At 69.6% G+C, this 18,414-nt stretch carries 21 protein-coding genes and 1 tRNA gene; 9 read left to right on the top strand and 13 right to left on the bottom strand.

Translation table 11 applies throughout. The features are described from left to right. Positions 1–143: 143 nt before the first annotated feature. Complete coding sequence (locus CWC60_RS21045) at positions 144–611, bottom strand: flavodoxin family protein (RefSeq protein ID WP_109795894.1); 468 nt, start codon at positions 609–611, stop codon at positions 144–146. Positions 612–688: 77 nt separating this feature from the next. Next, positions 689–1,282, bottom strand: coding sequence for a PAS domain-containing protein (locus CWC60_RS21050; protein WP_164516671.1), 594 nt, complete (start codon positions 1,280–1,282; stop codon positions 689–691). Between the two features lie 115 nt (positions 1,283–1,397). On the opposite strand from CWC60_RS21050, the gene CWC60_RS21055 reads away from it, so the two are divergent. From CWC60_RS21055 to CWC60_RS21065, 3 genes are read left to right on the top strand one after another with little or no spacing between them, the layout of a single operon-like run. After that, complete coding sequence (locus CWC60_RS21055; protein WP_109795896.1) at positions 1,398–1,868, top strand: MarR family winged helix-turn-helix transcriptional regulator; 471 nt, start codon at positions 1,398–1,400, stop codon at positions 1,866–1,868. Continuing rightward, the gene (locus CWC60_RS21060) at positions 1,840–3,756 is read left to right on the top strand and encodes an ATP-binding protein (protein WP_109795897.1); all 1,917 of its coding nucleotides are present in this window, start codon (positions 1,840–1,842) and stop codon (positions 3,754–3,756) included. Before CWC60_RS21055 ends, CWC60_RS21060 begins: the two co-directional genes overlap by 29 nt. A gap of 22 nt (positions 3,757–3,778) precedes the next feature. Then, positions 3,779–4,150: a response regulator gene (locus CWC60_RS21065; protein ID WP_109796373.1), complete on the top strand. Its 372-nt coding sequence runs from the start codon at positions 3,779–3,781 to the stop codon at positions 4,148–4,150. Positions 4,151–4,160: 10 nt separating this feature from the next. On the opposite strand, the gene CWC60_RS21070 is transcribed toward CWC60_RS21065, so the two are convergent. From CWC60_RS21070 to CWC60_RS21085, 4 genes are all read right to left on the bottom strand, one after another. Next, positions 4,161–4,904, bottom strand: a complete 744-nt coding sequence (locus CWC60_RS21070; RefSeq protein ID WP_109795899.1) for a TerC family protein — start codon at positions 4,902–4,904, stop codon at positions 4,161–4,163. A gap of 49 nt (positions 4,905–4,953) precedes the next feature. Then, the gene (locus CWC60_RS21075; RefSeq protein ID WP_109795900.1) at positions 4,954–6,033 is read right to left on the bottom strand and encodes a M14 family metallopeptidase; all 1,080 of its coding nucleotides are present in this window, start codon (positions 6,031–6,033) and stop codon (positions 4,954–4,956) included. 88 nt (positions 6,034–6,121) lie between these two features. Next, positions 6,122–7,018: an EamA family transporter gene (locus tag CWC60_RS21080; RefSeq protein ID WP_109795901.1), complete on the bottom strand. Its 897-nt coding sequence runs from the start codon at positions 7,016–7,018 to the stop codon at positions 6,122–6,124. After that, positions 7,008–7,571 (bottom strand): TetR/AcrR family transcriptional regulator, encoded by a 564-nt coding sequence (locus tag CWC60_RS21085; RefSeq protein ID WP_109795902.1) that lies wholly within the window; start codon positions 7,569–7,571, stop codon positions 7,008–7,010. Before CWC60_RS21085 ends, CWC60_RS21080 begins: the two co-directional genes overlap by 11 nt. Positions 7,572–7,750: 179 nt before the next feature. Between CWC60_RS21085 and CWC60_RS21090 the strand changes: the two genes are divergently transcribed. Continuing rightward, positions 7,751–8,176 (top strand): tautomerase family protein, encoded by a 426-nt coding sequence (locus tag CWC60_RS21090; protein ID WP_109795903.1) that lies wholly within the window; start codon positions 7,751–7,753, stop codon positions 8,174–8,176. 20 nt (positions 8,177–8,196) lie between these two features. On the opposite strand, the gene CWC60_RS21095 is transcribed toward CWC60_RS21090, so the two are convergent. Together CWC60_RS21095 and CWC60_RS21100 are read right to left on the bottom strand one after the other, a co-directional pair. Beyond that, on the bottom strand, positions 8,197–9,120 hold the full coding sequence (locus CWC60_RS21095) for a DMT family transporter (RefSeq protein WP_164516672.1): 924 nt from the start codon (positions 9,118–9,120) through the stop codon (positions 8,197–8,199). 58 nt (positions 9,121–9,178) lie between these two features. Beyond that, positions 9,179–9,913 carry a DUF1194 domain-containing protein gene (locus CWC60_RS21100; protein ID WP_109795905.1) on the bottom strand — a complete coding sequence of 245 codons (735 nt, stop codon included), beginning with the start codon at positions 9,911–9,913 and terminating at the stop codon, positions 9,179–9,181. A 189-nt stretch (positions 9,914–10,102) separates the two neighbouring features. Between CWC60_RS21100 and CWC60_RS21105 the strand changes: the two genes are divergently transcribed. Both CWC60_RS21105 and CWC60_RS21110 read left to right on the top strand, forming a co-directional pair. Further along, positions 10,103–10,570 carry a hypothetical protein gene (locus tag CWC60_RS21105; RefSeq protein ID WP_125182849.1) on the top strand — a complete coding sequence of 156 codons (468 nt, stop codon included), beginning with the start codon at positions 10,103–10,105 and terminating at the stop codon, positions 10,568–10,570. Beyond that, a complete protein-coding gene (locus CWC60_RS21110) occupies positions 10,567–11,178 on the top strand; it encodes a peptidoglycan-binding domain-containing protein (protein WP_109795907.1) in 612 nt (203 codons plus the stop codon). Before CWC60_RS21105 ends, CWC60_RS21110 begins: the two co-directional genes overlap by 4 nt. 245 nt (positions 11,179–11,423) lie before the next feature. Here the strand turns inward: CWC60_RS21110 and CWC60_RS21115 are convergent, their stop codons facing one another. The 3 genes from CWC60_RS21115 to CWC60_RS21125 form a co-directional block, all read right to left on the bottom strand. Further along, positions 11,424–11,852 carry a hypothetical protein gene (locus tag CWC60_RS21115; protein WP_125182850.1) on the bottom strand — a complete coding sequence of 143 codons (429 nt, stop codon included), beginning with the start codon at positions 11,850–11,852 and terminating at the stop codon, positions 11,424–11,426. Between the two features lie 76 nt (positions 11,853–11,928). Continuing rightward, complete coding sequence (locus CWC60_RS21120; protein WP_109795909.1) at positions 11,929–13,038, bottom strand: hypothetical protein; 1,110 nt, start codon at positions 13,036–13,038, stop codon at positions 11,929–11,931. A 27-nt stretch (positions 13,039–13,065) separates the two neighbouring features. Continuing rightward, the gene (locus CWC60_RS21125; RefSeq protein WP_109795910.1) at positions 13,066–13,905 is read right to left on the bottom strand and encodes a CsgG/HfaB family protein; all 840 of its coding nucleotides are present in this window, start codon (positions 13,903–13,905) and stop codon (positions 13,066–13,068) included. Between the two features lie 360 nt (positions 13,906–14,265). Here CWC60_RS21125 and CWC60_RS21130 point away from each other — a divergent pair, with 360 nt between their 5' ends. Both CWC60_RS21130 and CWC60_RS21135 read left to right on the top strand, forming a co-directional pair. After that, positions 14,266–14,967, top strand: coding sequence for a LuxR C-terminal-related transcriptional regulator (locus CWC60_RS21130; protein WP_109795911.1), 702 nt, complete (start codon positions 14,266–14,268; stop codon positions 14,965–14,967). 80 nt (positions 14,968–15,047) lie between these two features. Next, entirely contained in the window at positions 15,048–15,605 is a 558-nt protein-coding gene (locus tag CWC60_RS21135) for a hypothetical protein (protein ID WP_109795912.1), read from the top strand. A 27-nt stretch (positions 15,606–15,632) separates the two neighbouring features. Here CWC60_RS21135 and CWC60_RS21140 read toward each other — a convergent pair whose 3' ends face one another. After that, a complete protein-coding gene (locus CWC60_RS21140; protein WP_109795913.1) occupies positions 15,633–16,292 on the bottom strand; it encodes a response regulator transcription factor in 660 nt (219 codons plus the stop codon). A 374-nt stretch (positions 16,293–16,666) separates the two neighbouring features. Further along, a tRNA-Glu gene (locus tag CWC60_RS21145) sits at positions 16,667–16,742 on the bottom strand. Between the two features lie 178 nt (positions 16,743–16,920). Between CWC60_RS21145 and CWC60_RS21150 the strand changes: the two genes are divergently transcribed. Then, the gene (locus CWC60_RS21150) at positions 16,921–18,378 is read left to right on the top strand and encodes a hydroxymethylglutaryl-CoA synthase family protein (protein WP_109795914.1); all 1,458 of its coding nucleotides are present in this window, start codon (positions 16,921–16,923) and stop codon (positions 18,376–18,378) included. Positions 18,379–18,414: the final 36 nt, after the last annotated feature.

The following is an 18,414-nucleotide window of genomic DNA, read 5'->3' on the forward strand; positions in this document are numbered from 1 at the left end:
TGCTTATCTGGTACCGTCCTGGACAATCTTGTTCTTCTTGCGCGGCAGATGTGACCCGGATTACCCAAGGTGGCAATTCCGGTCATGTCATGGCCGCGCCGCCCGGCCGCAAGGGACACGATGCCACGCAGGCCGGCGGCTGGTCAGAATACACCGGCCTCCAGTCCCGCGGCCATCAAGGTTCCCAGTTCCCGGCACTGGCCCAGGAAGTCGTCCTGCCAGTCGCCCCGGCAGACCAGCGGCTCGCGCACAGCGTTCCAGCGCAGACCGGTGGTGATGGTCTCGACCGCGCGGCAGGTGCCGGTGCCGTCATGGCCGGCGCGGACATAGAGCGCGTAGGGCAGGCCCTGCCTGTCTTCCAGCACGGCGTAGTAGGTGCGGTCGAAGAAGTCCTTCAGCGCGCCGCTCATATAGCCGAGATTCTCGGTCGTGCCGAGCACGATGCCGTCGGCGGCCATGACGTCGTCGGGGCCGGCCTCGAAGGGGGTGAGCAAGCGGACGTCGACGCCCTCGATGGCGTCGTCCCGCGCGCCGTCGGCGACCGCGTCCGCCAGCCGCTGTGTGTTCGGCGAAGGCGCGTGGGCGACGATCAGCATGGTCTTTGCGCTCATGACTGCACTCCGGCGCGTGATGTCCCGGCAAGCCTAGAGTATCGGCAGCGCGGATTGAAGGCCCGGGCCGGAAAGGTCTAGCGGATGGGCCGCATGTCCAGCCGGCTGGTGCGCGCCGTCGCGCCGGGCAGGCCGGCGAGGAACTGCGCGGCGCCGAGGACGATGGCGACGCGGCCGTCAGGCGCATGGAGCGGCATCGCCACGGCCTGGAACAGGCGATAGGCGCTCCAGTCGCCGCTCGCCTCGGCGAAGACGGCGTGCGGCTCGCGCGTCTCGACGATCCGACGGAGCACGGTGACGATCGCCTCCCGGCCCCAGGCCCCGCCGCCGCATTCGATGCGCCGGCCGGTGGGGTCGCGGCCGAAGCGGCCGGCCAGGCGGGTGCCTACCAGACGGTAGCGCAGGCCCCCGTCGCAGCCGATGTCGACCATGAACAGGTCCGGCAGGACGAATTTCAGGTCTTCCGGCCCGAAATCGGTCCGCCCGGGCTGCGGGCTGCGGCGTCTCAGGTCGAGCCAGAAGGTCGCCAGATCGGCAATGCTGCCGGCCGACACCGGGTCTCCGCCGGCCGACTCCATCGTTTCCTTCAGCTCGGCCACGCAGACCGAACCGCCCAGCCGCAGCAGTCCTTCGGGACCATCTTCGTGCTCGTTCGCAAGTCGCTTCGTCATCATGGGACCGCCCTGTCGGGGATGTAGTTTATTGCTAGTAGCAACTTAAAATTCGGCGCCATGCGCGTCAACGAACAAATTGCTACTAGCACCAATAGCGGCTAGGATCGTGACGATGAACACAAACGCCGATCCGCCGGGCCGACCCGCCATCGCACTGGCGAACCTGCTGGAGCAGACCGCGCGGCATGTCTATGACCAGCGCGGCGCCGGCGGCCTGCATCCCGTGCAATGGTCGGCGCTGCGGTTCTTCGCCCGCGCCAACCGCTCGGCCCGCTCGGTCGCCGGGCTGGCGCGCTATCTGGGGGTCACGCTGGGGCCGGCGTCGCGCACCGTCGGCGCGCTGCGCCGTCACGGACTGGTCGACGCAGTGAAGGATCCGGCGGACGGCCGCGCCTCGATCGTCTCGCTGACCGCAGCGGGGCGGCATATGCTGCAACAGGATCCGATCCACCGCCTGGCGCGGGCCATCGAGGAGTTGCCGGACGCGGATGCGGGGGGTCTGGGGCGCGCGCTGACGCGGCTGTCCACGGCCCTGAGGGAGGGTGAAAGCCAGAATGACGACGCGGAAGACCGTGACGCCTGAGCCGGGGACCGACAGCGAGCGGCTGATCGACCTTTTCGAGCGCGCCGGCCGCTTCGGCGCCTGGCGCATCGATCTGCCCGATCGCCGCTTCCGGCCGATCCGCGGAATCTTCCAGTTGCTGGGCGATGTCCGTCTCGACAGGGACCTTCCCGTGGACGACGTGCTGGCCCAGTTCGGTCGCGCGGACAGGGAAGCGCTGCGCCAGGGCCTGGATCGCCTTGTCGCCGACGGCGCGCGTCTGTCTCATGAGACCGCGTTGATCGAACGCAACGGCCGGCCGCTGGCGGTGGTCGTCGAGGCCCTGCCGGAATTCGGACCGGACGGCGCGGTCAGCGGCGTCGTCGGCATCACGCGCGATGTCACGGAACGGGTGCTGGCCGAGCGGGAAAGGGCGCGGGCCGAGGCCCGGCTGCGCGGCGTCTTCGATGCGCTCGACCGCTCCGGCGTCGGCATCGGCGCCATCGACGCGGCGGGCCGCGTCACCATGGCCCGTCCCGCCCTGCTGTCCCTGACGGGGCACCGCTCGGAGGCCGAAGTGCTGGGCCGGCGCTGGGTCGACCTGCAGGGGCCGGGTGGCCGGGCGGACCTGGAGGCCGCGCTGGGCGCGCTCGACGCGGGCGCGGCGGGCGGGGAACTGGGCGATGTCGAATGGCTGCGCCCCGACGGCCGCCGGCTGCACCTCGCCGTGCGCCTTGCGCCCTCCCTCGGGGGCGGGCGGGTGATCAGCCTGGTGGACCAGAGCGAACAGTACGCCGCGCGCGAGGAAAGCCGGGCGCGCGAGAGCCGCACCCGCGCCATCCTGGACGCCATCGACGCCGCGGGCATCGGTTTCTGCGTCGAGGACCACGCCGGCGGCATCTTCGCGGTCTCGCCCCGGCTGGCCGAGCTGTTCGGCGTCGGGCGCGACGAGGATCTTCTTGGCCGCCGCTGGAAGGACGTTCTGGATCTGCCGCAGGAGGTCCGGACCCTGAGCGACGAGGAGGACCGGGCCCACGCCGCCGGCCGCCCGCGCCCGGTGGTTTACCCGGCCTTCGAACTGCGCCGCCGCGACGGCGCGGTGGCGCGCCTGCATGCGCGCTCCACGCCGCTGCCCGGCATCGGCCGGCTGCTGCTGGTGCTGGACGAAACCGAACGCTGGCGCATGGAGCGACGTCAGGCGGAAGTCGACCGCCATCTGCAGCGGGTGCAGAAGCTGGAGGCCGTGGGCCAGCTCGCCGGCGGCGTCGCCCACGAGATCAACAACCTGCTCCACCCCATCCGCACCTTCGCGCGCGCCGCCGCCGCGGCCGGGGACGCCGCGGACCGCGACCGCTACCTGGCCCGGGTGCGCGAATGCGCCGACAAGGCCCGCGACATCGTCCGCGAGATGCTCAGCTTCGCGCGCGGCAGCGAGGGACAGATGGCCCCGGCCCCGCTCGGCGCGCTGGTGGCGGATTCGGTGGCCTTTTCCCGCGACCTGCCGCTCAGGGGCGTCGAGATCGAGCTCGATCTGCCCGACGAGGAGATCGTGGCAACGGTGAACGAGACCGAGTTCACCCAGGTGCTGCTCAACCTGCTGACCAACGCCGCCGACGCCATGGCCGACCGGGGCATCGTGCGCGTGCAGCTTTCGGCGGTGGACCTGACCGAGGGCGCGCGCCCGGGCGCCGCCGCCGGCCGCTACGCCCGCATCGCGGTCAGCGACGACGGCCCGGGCATGAGCCGGGAGGTGCTGGACCGCATCTTCGAGCCCTTCTTCACCACCAAGGAACCGGGCAAGGGAACCGGACTCGGCCTGTCCGTGGTCTATGGTATCATCCACCGGTGGGGCGGCCTCATCGAGGTCGAATCGGCCCCCGGCCGCGGCGCCAGCGTGATCATCCTGCTGCCGGCCGCGGACGGGAGCTGACGGGCGAGGGGGATAAGGGGACTTGGCCAGGATACTTGTCGCCGAAGACGTGCCGGAAATGCGCGAGGCGCTGGACCTGGTGCTCCGCCAGGCCGGGCACGAGGCCGTGCTGACGGGGGATGGCGAGGCCGCGCTGGCGAGTCTCGGCGACAGCGCCTTCGACGTCCTCGTGCTCGACATCTGGATGCCGAAGAGGGGCGGACTGGATGTCATGAAGGCGATAACGGAAAACTGGCCCGAAATGCCGGTGATCGTCATTTCCGGCGGCGGCCCCGACGCCACGCTGGAGAACGTCACCGCCGTGGCCGATCTCTATGGCGCGATCCGCGTGCTCTACAAGCCCTTCGACGACGAGGAACTGGTCGAGGCCGTGGCCGAAGCCCTGGGCGCTTAGAGCGCCCTCCTCAGCCGCCGCGTACCGGGGTCTCCGCCCCGCCGCGCTTGCGCCTGGCCAGCAGGTTCAGCACTTCCACCAGGATCGAGAAGGCGATGGCGAAGTAGAGATAGCCCCGCGGGATGTGGAAATGCAGCCCGTCGGCGATCAGCGCCATGCCTACCAGCAGCAGGAAACTCAGCGCCAGCATCTTGGTCGTCGGATGACGCTTGATGAAGTCGGAGACCGGCCTGGCGGCGAACATCATCACCGCGATGGCGATGACCACGGCCGCGATCATGATCGGCAGCTCGTCGGTCATGCCGACGGCGGTAATCACCGAATCCAGAGAAAACACGGCGTCCAGCGCCACGATCTGCACGATGGCCATGGCGAAGCCTGTGCTGCCGGGCCGGGAGGTCGCCTCCTCGCCCTCGACCGAGTGATGGATCTCCATCGTGCCCTTGACCAGCAGGAACAGCCCGCCGCCCAGCATGATCAGGTCGCGCCAGCTCACCACATGGTCGAAGACCTCGAAGATCGGCGTCGTCAGGCGCGCGATCCAGACGATGGCGAACAGCAGTGCGATGCGCATGCCGAGGGCGAGACTCAGGCCGATGCGCTGCGCCAGCGGCTGCTGCTCCGGCTTCAGCTTGGCGGTGACGATGGACAGGAAGACGAGATTGTCGATGCCGAGCACCACCTCGAGCGCGGTCAGGGTCGCCAGCGACGCCCACGCGCTCGGGTCGGACAGCAGTCCCATGATCTCGGCCATATCCGGTCCCCTCCAGGTGCGGCGGCGCAGCGCCGGCGTTGAGAATGGGTCAGGCCGCGAGGCCTTTCAAGGCGAGACGCTGGGTCGCCAGCGCGCGCTCCCAGATCATTGCCTTCCAGTCGCGGGCGTCCTGGTAGAAGGCGTCGCGCACGGCGCGCTTGATCTCCCGGCCGCGGGCGCTGCCGGGATCGCCGTGATGGCGCAGCCAGTTGTCGGAGACCAGCGCGCCGATCACCTTGTCCTCGGGCTGGGTGCCGTACTCCAGCGCAATGGCGGTGACGTCCGCCGCCGGCAGCATCGCCTCGACGGCGTCCAGCATCTGCCCCGTCAGCTTCGCCGAGGCCGAGGTGCCGAGATGGGGCGAGGCGGCGTCGCCCTCGTACCAGGCCATGGCGCGGTCATGGCCGGGCGTGCCGGGACGGTGGTCGACGATGCGCTCGCCGAAGCCGCGCGGGCCGAGGCCGGTGTGGTAGTCGATGACGGCGAGGTGCTTCAGTCCGGCGCAGCGGCCGCGCACGATCGCTTCCACCGTGCGCCGGGACCAGCTCGGCCCCCGGCCGCCGTAGAAGATGCCCTGCGGGTCCTCGTACTGGCCGGCGGTCGCCGCCTCCCGGAACGTCCAGAAGCCCTCGCGCGCGACGTAGTCGTCAACGCCGGCCCTGATGCGGGCCAGCGTGCTGTCGTCCCAGCTTTCGGGGCAGAGGATCGGCTGCACCTCGCGATAGCGCGGGTTGGCCGGCGGGTCGGCGTGATCGACGAAATTGCGGTTGAGGTCGATATTGTCCTCGGTCGTCCGGGACAGCGCGGCGAAGCCGTAGGGGTTGATGGCGTGCACATGGACCTGCGCCGTGTCGGCGGGAACCTCCCGCCAGAGGCCCTCGGCGAGCCAGGCGGTCTGCACCCCCGAGCCGCAGAAGCCTTCCGCCCCGTGCGTGCCGGAAAAGGTCAGCAGCATCTTCTCCGCCGCCGGATCGCCCAGCACCGCCACATCGGTCGTCAGTTCGACGCCGGCGGGGCTGGCCGCGGGGTTGACGTGGCGCTCCAGCCGGGCGCCGGCGGCCTCTGCGGCGGCGCGGAACTTCGCGCGCGCATCGGCGTAGTCAGCGGCGAAATGACGGGCGATGTCCATGGGGCTGTCCTCGGGGCTCGGGTGACGGCGGAGACTAGCACGGCGCACATTGCGGGAATGTGAGCGATCTCGCCGGGCCTGCAAGGGGTCAGACGGTTTCCTTTCGCCCACCGAAGGTGCTGCCGGCGGAGGCTGAGACGATGCAGCCGATGGCGGTCCATTGCGTCCAGTCCAGCCGCTCGTCCAGCAGCACGAAGCCGACCAGCGCGGCGACCGCCGGCGCGCCGCTGATCACGAGGCCGAAGACGCTGCCCGACACGCGCCGCAGCGTCAGCATCTCCAGCAGGTAGGGCACGACGCTGGAGAGCACGGCCACCGCCGCGCCGATCGCCAGGATCTCCGCATCCAGCAGGACGGCGCCGGCATTGACCGCGCCGATGGGCGCGACGAACAGCGCGGCCGCCAGCATGCCCCAGGTCACCGCCTGCCCGGCCGGCAGCACCGAGGCGCGCTTGCCGAAGACGATGTAGAGCGCCCAGCAGCCGGCCGCGGCGCCCGCCCAGGCGATGCCGACAGGGTCGAGCGCGCCCGGCCCGGTCTCGATCGGCAGCAGGATCGTGAGGCCCGTGACCGCCAGCGCGACCCAGAGCAGGTCGACGATACGCCGGCAGCCCGCGAGCGCCACGACCAGCGGCCCCGTGACCTCGATGGCGACGGCGATGCCGATCGGGATCAGCTCCATGGCGCGGTAGATGGAGAAGTTCATCGCCCCCAGCATCACGCCATAGGCGGCGACCGAGCGGATGGCGCGGCGGTCGAGCCGGGCCCGCCAGGGCCGCCAGATCAGGGCCAGGAACAGCGCCGAGAGGCCGATGCGGAGCGCGGTGACGCCGTCGGCGCCGACCAGCGGGAACAGGGTCTTGGCGAAGGCCGCGCCGGCATATTGCGAGATCAGCGCAGCGCTGAGAAACAGCAGCGGGATCGCCGCTTCCGCCGGCGAGCGCAGGGCGCCAGGTGGCGGTCCGGTCAGGCGCTCACCCTCCATCGCCACGCCCTTCCGGCCAGCCGGCCGCGAGCAGCTCGTCGGCCAGCGGATGCTCGTCGGGCACGGCGCGCGACAGCATCATCGCGCCGGCCATCCGGGCGACGATCCCGGCGGCGCGGCGGCGGCGTTCCTCCCCGTCGCCGTTCTCCGGGAGCAGCCGTTCCACCGTGCCGATCAGCTCTTCCAGACCCTCGGCGAAGGCCTGCCGCACCTCCGGCGCCCCGCGCGCCGTCTCCGCGGCCAGCGACGGGGCGGGACAGGCGCGGGCGGGGGCCTCGCGGGCCTCGCGCGCGAGATAGCCCCGGAGCAGTTCGTCCAGGCTGCGCGCGCCGGCGCGTTCGGCGGCCATGCGGCGGAAGGCGTCCTCCAGCGCCGCCGCCGCCAGCGCCGACTTGGAGGGGAAATGGTTGTAGAAGCCGCCATGGGTCAGGCCTGCGGCCTTCATCAGGTCGCTGACGGCGACGCCGTCGAAGCCGCGTTCCCGGAACAGCTCGCCCGAGACCTTCCGTATCCGCTCCCGGTTTCTCTGCGCCTCCTCGCGGCTGATCCGCATGACGTTCCTCCTGCGCAACAATCCGTGTATTGCGGACGTTTATCATCAATAACCCGTCGGCGGTCGGAGGAAAAGCGCTGCCTGCGGCTTGCCGCGGGCCATTTTTGCATTATTAATGATGTATATCATCAAAATGACGACGGCATGAAGCCGCCGCCCGCAGCCGCAGGAGAAGCCCGATGCCGCTCTGGAAGATCTACCACCCCGAGGACGCCTTCACCGCCGAGGACCGCCAGGAGCTGGCCCGCCGCATCACCGCCACATATGACCGCCTGCCGGAATTCTATGTCGGCGTGGTGTTTCAGGCAGTCGGTCCGGACAGCTTCTTCATCGGCGGCGAGCCGCGCGACAACTTCGTCCGCATCTGGGTCGACCATATTGCGCGAAGCCTGCCGACGGAGGAGCTGCGCACCTGGTGGATCGGCCGCTGCGAAGAGGCGCTGGCGCCCTTCATCCGTGACCGCGGGCTGGACTGGGAGTTCCACATCGACGAGACGCCTTTCGATTTCTGGTCGATCCAGGGCTACCGGCCGCCGAAGCCGGATACCGAGGATGACCGGCGCTGGAAGCGGGAGAACCGGCCCAGCCCGCCGACCGGCGCCTGACGCCCGGCCGCGGCGGCGCATCACTGCCGGCGGTCCAGCAAGCCGATGGCGAGCACGAGGCCGGCGGTGGTGACGGCGACGCCGCCCCACTGGACCGCGGACGGGAACTCGCCCAGCAGCGGCGCGCCGAGCAGGACGCCGGCCGCCGGCACCGCCGAAGGAAACACGGCGGCCCGCGAAGGCCCCAGCCGCGCCACGCAGGCCATGAAGGCTGCCGTCGCGATGCAGCCGGCGAAGACGCCCTGGCCCAGCCACTGCAGCGCGAACTGGTCCCAGCCGATGGCGGCAAGGCGGTCCGCGTCGGCCAGCAGGAGATAGACCGGCAGCATCATCGCCGCCGACAGGACCGTCACCACCGCCGCGCCCTTCAACGCCGGCACGGCCCAGAGCCGGAGCAGGATGGCAAAGACCGCGAAGCACGTATTGGCGGCGATGAAACAGAGATCGCCCAGCAATATGAGCCCGGTCAGGTCGGTGCGGAGCGCGCCGGCTCCGACGAGACCGATGCCGGCGGTGATCAGCGCCAGACCTGCAATCCGCCGGGCACCCGGCCGCTCGCCCGCGAAGACCACCGCCAGCAGCGTGGTCGCCAGGGTCAGCGTGGCCGGGCCGATCACGGCGCCGTGGGTCACCGGCGCGAGGCTGAAGCCGCCGGCCATGAGAAAGCCGAAGGCCGGTCCGCCGAAACAGGCCAGCACCAGCCCGCGCGCCCAGCCGATGCCCCCCAGATCCCGGAGTCCGGCGCGGACCAGCAGCGGCAGGAAAATGATTCCCGCCGGCGCCAGCCGCGCCACCGCGAGGTCGAAGGGGCCGAAGCCGGCGAGCGCGCCGTGGCGGGCGATGATCACATAGCCGCTCCAGCCCGTCAGGGCGAGCAGGCCGAAGGCAAGCCCGGCCGCCGTCAGGCCGCCGGAAGCCGCGGCACGATGCTGCGATACAGGCAATGCGCGTCCTCCCCCTCCGGGAGGGAACGCCGGCAAAGTGTCGGGGTCAAGCCGGCGTTCAGCCGCCCGCCGGGGCCGGCGCTTCGCGCTGTGCGATCTCCAGGATCAGCTTGCGCACCAGAGCCTCCCGGAATCCGCCGGGGCTGTCGACCGGCAGGGCGAAGGACCACGGCCCGCCGATCACGTCGCGCCGGAAATGCTCCAGCAGGGCCATGCCGCCGGGCCCGGTCATGCCGCCCGAGCGGTAGTTCAGCGCCAGGGCGTTGATGACGATGCCGTCGGCCACTGCCGCGTCGCGCGCGGCCCCCAGCGGCATGCCGCCATACTGGCCGGCGTCGCCCGAGACATCGATCACCTTGCGGTGGCCGTCGTAGGCGTTCTCCTGGATCCACGCATGGCAGAAGGCGATGGCGTTGGAGATCGAGTTCCAGCCCACGGCGCGCCGGGGCGCGGCGCGGATGCGCCCCGCGAAGTCCGCCGCGGTCTCCGGACCGCCGATGAAATGCCAGTCCGTCACCGGGTTCATGCTGTCGGCGCCGCCCCACTCCATCATGGCGATGGCGATGCCGCCCTCGTAGCCCGAAGCGATGATGTCGAGCACGCGGCGGTCGGCGATGGCCTGGGCGTAGGCTTCCCGCTGGAAGGCGAACTCGTCCGCGTCGATGGAGCCGGAGCCGTCGACGGCGAGACAGATCTCCACGTCGACCGCGCGGCGCGCGTCTTCCCGAGCCGCCGCGCCGGGCGGCGGAAGGAGCAGGGCCGCGAGGGCCAGTATGGCGAGCGCGGTTCTCAAGCGGTCATCCGTTGCGCGGCGGGAGCGCCGCTGGCTTCATCGTAGCTCGACCGGTTCCGCCGGAGAAACCCTGCCGTCCGCTCGTACCGCCGATCGCGGGAGGCGCATCTCGGAGGGGCTAGTACTTCTCCCCCATTCGATGTGGCGGCGGGTATCGCTATCTTTCGCGCCATGAGAACCCTGTGCCGGTTGAGCGCGAGCCTCATGTGCCTGTGGCTCGTCGGGGGCTGTACGGCCCTCGGCGCGGTGGGCACTGCCGTGAGCGTGGTGGACATGGTGGCCGGCGGCGGCTCGTCCTCGAGCGGCCCCGCCAATCCGCGCATGAAACCTCTGGCGGAAACGGCGGCGGTGCGCGAGGCGCTGGCGGAGAGCGACCGCAAGGTCGATCCGTCCTGTCAGCGTCAGCTCGACAGCGTCCCCCCGCCGGCGGCGAATACCGGCAGCGAACCCGGCTGCCGCCATGAATTCGTGTGCCTGCCGGGAATGGACGCGCCGCGGCCGATGCTGGTCTGCGACGGCGGCGACGCTCCGGCGGCGCAGGCGGTGACGCCCGTGTCGGGCCATGTCGCCCGCGGCCGGCCGGACCGGGACGACGACTGGCGCTGGGCCGGGGCCGCCGGACCCCGCGCCGCCGACAGCAAAGGAGAAGAAGAATGAAACGGACAGCAATCGCGATCGCGTCCGCCGCCGTCATGGCGGCCGCCGCTACCCCGGCCACGGCCGCCGACGGCCAGGGCCGTTTCGCAGTGAAGGGCGCCGGGCAGGTGAGCTGCCAGAAGTTCATCCAGATGCGTCAGAACAAGAACAGCCGCGAGTACGCCATGACCCAGGGCTGGATCCAGGGCTATCTGACCGCTTCCAACCGCCACATGCCGGACACGTTCGATCTGACGCCGTGGCAGTCGACGGAGCTCATCGCCACCCTGATCGAGGAAAGCTGCCAGGGTGACAGCGACGCCAGGCTGGCGGCCATGACAGGCGCCGTCGCTCAGGGGCTGTCCGAGCACCGTCTCGACAGCAACTCGCCGACGCAGCAGTTCAGCGTCGCCGGACAGAACTACGTCATGCACAAGGCGACGATCGCGCAGATGCAGCGCCGGCTGCAGGACATGGGCGCCTACAATGGCGCCATCGACGGCAGCTTCGGCCCCAACACCCAGGGGGCGATCGAGCAGTTCCAGTCCGCCGTGGACGGCCTGGACGCCACCGGCGCCCCGACCCAGGTGACCCTGTTCTACCTGCTGCTCGGTGAGATGCGGGGCTGACGGGCCGCCAATGCCGGGGCAACGACGAAGGGCCGGGCCGCGATGGCGGCGCCGGCCCTTTTTCATGCCTGTCGCCGGACCTCTGCCGCGCCTTCGGCGTAGAGTCCGGCGGACGCACGCTCGGAAAGAAGACGGTCGGCGAGGGATCCGAATCGCGTCGGCCTCCGCCCGGCGTCGGACCGATCGATGGCCCGGGCCGGGGGAGGCCGGTGTCGGCGCGCTCCCCGTGAAATCGGAAAGGCGTCCTAGTTCTGGCTGTTCAGCAGCTGCCCGACGTCGTCGATCACGTTGTCGGTCTCGGCGTTCTCGTCGGTGTCGGCGGTCTGATCGCCGTCGCTTTCCTGGCCGAGATTGATGCTGGCGTTGGCGCCCTCGCCCACGACCACGCAGGAGAGGTTGCTGGTGGCCGCGGTCTTGTCCTCGCCGCCGCCGCCGCAGAGCACGACGCCCTGGCCGGAACCGGTGGTCACCCGGGTCGGATTGGCCTGCTCCTCGAAGACGCCTTCCTCGGCCTGCTTGATCATGGCAGCGACCGAGGTGCGGTTCTTCGGCGTGGGCGTCCAGTTGTTCTCGATGTTCTGCGCCTGGGCCAGGGGCATGGCCAGCAGCACGGCGCCGGCGGCCAGCGCGGCCGTTCCGATCACGGCCAGGCGGTAATTCATTGTTCTGGTCATCGTCATCCGCTCCGAAGCTAGGAATGGAAAGCCGGGGCGGGTCGCCCCGCCCCGGTTTCCGGTTGGGCCAGTCGGCTTACTCGCCGCTGTCGAAACCGACATTGATGTCGGAAACGTTGCCCGCGGCGGTCGCGCTCACATTGGCGACCGGCGCGATGCCGTCGGTGCCGATCTCGCGCAGGTTGGTGTAGTTCTCAACCGTGCTCGAGTTCAGCGACGCGGTGGCCACCGAGTCCGCGAACGCACCCTGGGTCAGGTCCGCGACCAGCACGCCATCGTCCCCGCTCGCCGCGTTCACGTCGATCGAGTGGTTGTTGGCGATGGCCTGGGCGTTGATGTCGGCCTGGCCGTTGGCGATGGCGTCGGCCGAAGCGACGGCCGAGACCTGCGCGGGCGTGATGGCGCCCGAGCCGCCGGCGTTCAGGAGCTGGTCCAGCGCGGCGATGTGGGTGTTCGCGTCCTCGACGTCGTCGAGGTTCGAACCATCGGCGCCGGCTTCACCGGAGAAACCACCGAAGGCGAACTGGCCTTCGTGAATGGTCGTGGCGGTCTCGCTCTCGATGGTCTCTGAGTTCGACAGCGCCGTGGCCGCGACCTCGACCACCGGCAGTTCGGTCGTCGCGTCGATGGCCTGATCCGGCGCCACCTCGAGATCCTCGACGTTCAGCACGAAGCGGGTCGCGCCCTGGTCGCCGTCGGTGAGGACGTCGGAGCCCTCGTTGACGCCGCCCTCGACGGTCACGGTGCCGCCCTCGAAGTCGCCGCCGGTCTCGACCTGGTTGTTGTCGAGATCGCTGCTGAAGGTCTGCTCGGTGCTCTGATCGCCGTTCAGCGCGAACGCCTCGTCGAACGCTTCATCGCCGAGGTCGTCATCATCGAAGTAGGAGCCTTCGAAGGTGACGGTGCCGTCAACGGTGCCGCCTTCCGCGGGCGGGGCGTTGTTGAAGGTGCCGAGCGTCGCGGTAGCCGTCTGGTTGCCGATGGCGACCTGCAGCTTCTCGACCTCGGTCAGGCCGACCGGGGACATCTCGGAGGTGATGTCGACGTCGATGTCGACGGTCTCCAGCACGTTCTTGTCCCAGCTCCAGTTCACGTTCTCGAAAGCCTGGGCGGGACCGGTCGCGGCAAGGCCGAAGCCCAGAGCCGCCGCTGCCGTACCGGCATAGAGCCACTGTTTCCTAAACATTGCGTCCTCCTTGTTGGACGGTTCGGTTTATAGTTCCTCTCCCATGTGATCGGTCCGGACCAGACGGCACTGCGCGTCCGGCTCGAGACCGAGGAAGTCCGTCATGACGCGGTAAACCGCCATTTCCACGACAGACCTGACGCCGAGCTGGAGAGGTTCGTTTTCGATCTGCCCGGCGTCGAACTCGACCAGGTGATCACCGAAGAAGCGGAAGATGTTGGCCTGCACCTCGTAGCCGTAGATCTGCTTCTGCAGGCTGAGGGTGTAGGGCACCGTGAAGTTCCGCGAGTTGATCACCCGGAGATCCAGGGCGACATTGATGACCACGGAGCGGGCCGAACCGCCCACGCCCTTGACCGAGGCGCGCACACCGCCGCTGGCGATGTTGTGGTTCAGTTCGGTCAGCGCGCCGGCGACGATGAAGTCGCTCGCCGGCAGTTCGTAATCATCGATGTCGCGTTCCAGCTGGCCGCCCTGGGCCAGCTTCATTTCGGCCAGCGGGATGCGCAGGTCGAGACGTTCGACCATGCGCACCTTGCCGGTGCGGCCCAGCGCGCTGATCACCATCTCGGAGACGCCCTGGCTGAGGGCGCGGCTGCCGGTCTGCAGGTCGATCTGGCCCGATTTGTCGGCCACCTCGCCGACCGCGAAGATCGGCAGGTTGTCGCCGTTCTGCCGGGAAAGCCCGGCCAGGCACTGGGTGTAGGGGGTCTCGTTGCTGGTCACCGGAAAGCTGAAGACGGGGTCCACACCGTCCTCGCCGTGTTCGATGTGACCTTCGCAGGCCGCCGCGATGAGGGCCGCCGCCGCGATGGTCGAGACCTGGCCCAGCCGCCTGGACCGCTTGTTCTGCTTGTTGTTTCGCATCCCACCTGTCCCTTTGGTCGCGCCGCCGGCCTCGGGCGGCGGCGGTCGCCGTGTTCGATCTGTGAGGAGTTTCGGGGCTGGGGGGCGGGAATGAAAGAAATCAAAGGGGTACCATGATGCAAAAAAGGGGCTACCACTTCAGTACAGTGCCGAAAGACAATCTGGGTAATAAATAAAACCAAAGATCTAATCCGGCCGATTGATTGCGTGGCGTGGGTGTTTTCGTACGATGGGCGCGAACAGCTCTGGGAAATTCAACCGCTATAACGCGGATCGAGAGAAAGAGGACGTATTGGGAGCGTCGGGAACAGCATGGAAAGGACCGGCGCCGATTGCGGGGTTGCCGGGCAGCCGGGTCCGATGACCGGCCGGGATTCGATTGTGCGGGAACCGGCGCGACCGGTGGTCGTCTATGACGAGGGCCGCGACCGGCTGCGGCGGATCGCCAGCGACCTGCGGGGCGCCGAGGGCATGCCGGTGACGCGGGCAGGCGGCCTGGACGAACTTGCCGGCCTGATGGAGCGTCACGACTTCGCCAACGCCGACGTGCTGGTCTGGCACGCCACCTTCTGGAACCTGCCGCGCGGCGAGACGCTCAGGCTGTTCGGCCTGCTGCGCGGCGCGCGGCTGGTCGTGGTGGTGGCCCTGGACGAACTGCTGGACGGCGCGCCTGCGATGAAGCTGGGCGAAGCCTGGCTGTTCGCCGATCTCGGCCCTGCGCGGCTGGCGGATGCGTTGCGGCTGACGCGGCTCGGCTATGGCGTGGTGCCTTCGGGCGCCGAAGGCGGGCTGGACCTGTTCAGCCTGCGCCGCGCCACCCTGAAGGAGATGGATCCGCGCGAGCGGGGCGTGCTGGAGGCGCTGGCCCGTGGTTCGACCAACCGCGCCATCGGCCGCGAACTCGGCCTGACCGACGCCGTCGCCAAGGGGCTGGTGCGCCGGGTGCTGGGCCGGCTCAACCTGCGCAACCGCACCGAGGCGGCAGTGTTCCTGGCGCGCGCCCGGCAAGCGGCGCCGGAGGAGGGCGCGCATCGTCTCGCGGACGCGGCGCATTGGGGGTAGAGGCCCGGTTAGGCGTTGCAATGCGCCGCCGCGCGCCACCACATTCAGGTATCAGCGTCGGAAAGGTGGAGGAAGAACCAATGCAGACCCGCCAGTTTCAGAGACACGGACTATCGCGGCTGATACCCCTCGCCGCGGCCGGCTTCGCGTCGGTCGCCGTGGTGGCCGCCGCCGAAGCCCAGCCCATCCGCGAGAATTTCAACTTCCGCGGCGGCAATCAGGCGGTGAGCTTCGCCCACCGTCAGGCCATTCTCGACCAGCAGCTCCGCGGCGTGACGCCCGACAACCTGCTCCGGGGCTCCGACGGGCGGCTGCTCGAGGTGGAGCGCGGACCCGACGGCGTCGCCATCGTCCGCGAACAGGCGGCCCCCCTGATCCCGACAGGCGGTATCTCGTTTGGCGCCGACGGTTTCTCGTTCGGCGTCGGCGGCTTCAACGCCCATTTCGCCGGCGGCGGCGCCAGCGGCGCCTTCGTGGTCACCTCGCCCGTCGGCGGCGAGACCGGCGATACGGTGAACAACTGGGTCAGCCTGGTCAGCCCGGGCGCCGGCGCGGCCGGGGGCCGCGGCGCCATCGATACCTGGACCCGTCAGGCTGCCTCCATGGGCGCCTCGGGGGCGTCGCCGCAGCCACGCTGACGGCGCGGGGCTGCGGGACCGGCGGCCTCAGTCCCCGTCGGCCGGCTCCACCGGCGCGATGCCCTGTTCGATCGCCCAGACCGCCGCCTGGGTGCGGTTGGTCAGGCGCAGCTTCCTGAGCAGCCCCTTCATGTGAATCTTCACCGTCGCCTCGGTCACGCCGAGGCGGCGGGCGATCTCCTTGTTCGAATCCCCGTCCACCAGATGACGCAGCACGGTCTGTTCGCGCTCGGTGAGCCCGAAGGCGCCGAGTTCGGCGCCGCGGTCCAGCGCCGGGGCCATGCCGTCGCTGATGGCCTCCGCGGCCAGGCTGGTCGGCAGGACCCGCTCCCCCAGCATGATCAGGCGCAGCGATTGCAGCAGCGCCTCGCGCGAGACGTCGCGCACCAGATAGCCGTCGGCCCCGGCGCCGATGCAGGTGCGGAAGGTCGCCGCCTCCCGCGAGTCGCTGACCACGGCGACGAAGGCGCCGGGAAAGCGCGTGCGCGCCATATGCAGGCCGGCGGCCACGTCCTCGCAGCTCGCCGCATCGAACAGCACCAGGGCGGTCCCGTCATTCTCGTTCGGCGGGCTGTCGCTTATTTCGGGAAGCTCCTCCACGATCGAGAACTCCGAGTCCTTGAGCATGCTCTTCAGGCCCTCGCGCAAAAGGGCATCTCTGGCGATGATCGTGGCATCCGTCGGCATTTCGGTTACCTCCCCCCGGCGCGGCGGCCCGCTCCGGATTACTGCTTCCTACACTACTGTTCGGAGCGACCCGTCGGCCCTGTTTCACTCTCCGATAAAAAGGAAGTGTTACCTCGTTGGCGGAATTGAAGAGGACTAACGCGGAGAAGGTAGATCGGCTGTGGTAGTCTGCAACCCGGGGCCGCCTGTCCTCGTTCTTTCGATGCGCGGAAGCCGGGGATTCAGCGGCGCTGCAGGACTATTCCTTCGCCAGGGTGCGTCAAGGCGGCGCGCCGGTGATCCGGACAGGCGAGGGCGAAAGGGGAGGGCAAGCCAATCGATTGGCGATCCGGGTCACGCGCCAAGGCGCAGACGGGCCGGATTGCGATGCCGGATGGTACCCCGTAGGGGAATCGAACCCCTGTTTCCAGCGTGAGAGGCTGGCGTCCTGGGCCACTAGACGAACGGGGCAGTGGCTTGCTCGGCAGGCCGCGGGTTCTAACGTCCGCGCGGTTTGTCGTCAAGCGCCTCACGCACGCGCGGCTCATGGCAGGTGCGACCCCGCCGGCCCTTGCGGCGCGGCGGACCTTGGGCTTTATTGGCCGAAACGCGCGTCCGCGCGTTGGGGGAGACACCGACAGAGGGCGATATGGCTGGAATTACCGGATTTGGCGGCTACGTGCCGCGGCTTCGGCTGCAGCGCAAGGCGGTCGTTGAGGCGAATGGCTGGTTCAACCCGGCGCTGGCGGGACTGGCGAAGGGCGAGCGGTCCATGTGCAACTGGGACGAGGACAGCCTGACCATGGCGGTCGAGGCGGCCCGGGACTGCCTGGGCGAGACGGCCCCGTCCGATCTGCGCGCGCTGTACTTCGCGTCCACCACCATGCCCTTCGCGGACCGCCAGAACGCGACCGTTGCGGCGACGGCGCTGCAGCTCGGCGAGAACCTGCGGACCGTCGACATGACCTCGTCGCAGCGCGCCGGCACCTCGGGCCTGATCGAGGCGCTGGAGAACGTCGAGGGGCGCGACGGCCAGGTGCTCTACGTCGCCGCCGATACCCGCGAGACCGCGGCGTCGGGCGCGCAGGAACTGCAGATGGGCGACGGCGCCGCGGCGCTGCTGCTGGGCAGTGACAACGTGGTCGCCGAATATCTCGGTTCGCATCAGATCTCCACGGACTTCGTCGACCATTACCGCGGCCAGAACCGGTCCTACGACTACAACTGGGAGGAGCGCTGGATCCGCGACGAGGGCTATTTCAAGATCGTGCCCCCGGCGGTGCAGGCCCTGCTGGACAAGACCGGCGTCGCCGGCGGCGACATCGACATGATGATCATGCCGGCGCTGATCCGCGGCGTGGCCCAGAAGATCGCCAAGGGCGCCGGCATCAGGGACGAGGCCGTGCAGGACAGCCTGCACGCCGTGATGGGCGAGGCCGGCGCGGCCCATGCGCTGATCATGCTCTCGAAGGCGCTGCAGAACGCGAAGCCGGGCCAGACCATCCTGGTGATCGGCTGGGGCCAGGGCTGCGACCTGATGCTGTTCCGCGCCACCGACGCCATCACGAAGTTCAAGCCGAGCCTGGGCGGCGTCGAGGGCTTTCTCAAGCGCAAGCGCGAGGAGACCAACTACAACCGCTACCTCGCCTTCAACGACCTGATCGACCGCGACAAGGGCATCCGCGCCGAGGTCGACGCCCAGACCGCGCTGACCACCCTCTACCGCAAGCGCGACATGGTTCTGGGCTTCGTCGGCGGCAAGTGCACCAAGTGCGGCACGGTGCAGTATCCGAAGTCCCATATCTGCGTGAACCCGAACTGCGGCGCCTGGAAGAGCCAGGAGCCCTACCGCTTCGCCGACGTGCCCTGCACCGTGCAGAGCTGGACCGCGGACGGACTGACCTACTCGCCGGACCCGCCGACCCATTTCGGCATGGTCACCTTCGAGGGCGGCGGGCGGCTGATGGCCGACCTGACGGACGTCGACAAGGGCGACGTCGAGGTCGGCATGCCGCTGCGCATGGTCTTCCGCATCAAGGTCGAGGACGAGCGCCGCGGCTTCAAGAAGTACTTCTGGAAGGCCGCGCCCGACCACCGCAAGGTCTGAACCGGCTGACACCCGCGCAACGCAGAAGGCCCCGGG

Origin of the sequence: Minwuia thermotolerans, from assembly GCF_002924445.1 — a bacterium.
GTDB lineage: Bacteria > Pseudomonadota > Alphaproteobacteria > Minwuiales > Minwuiaceae > Minwuia > Minwuia thermotolerans.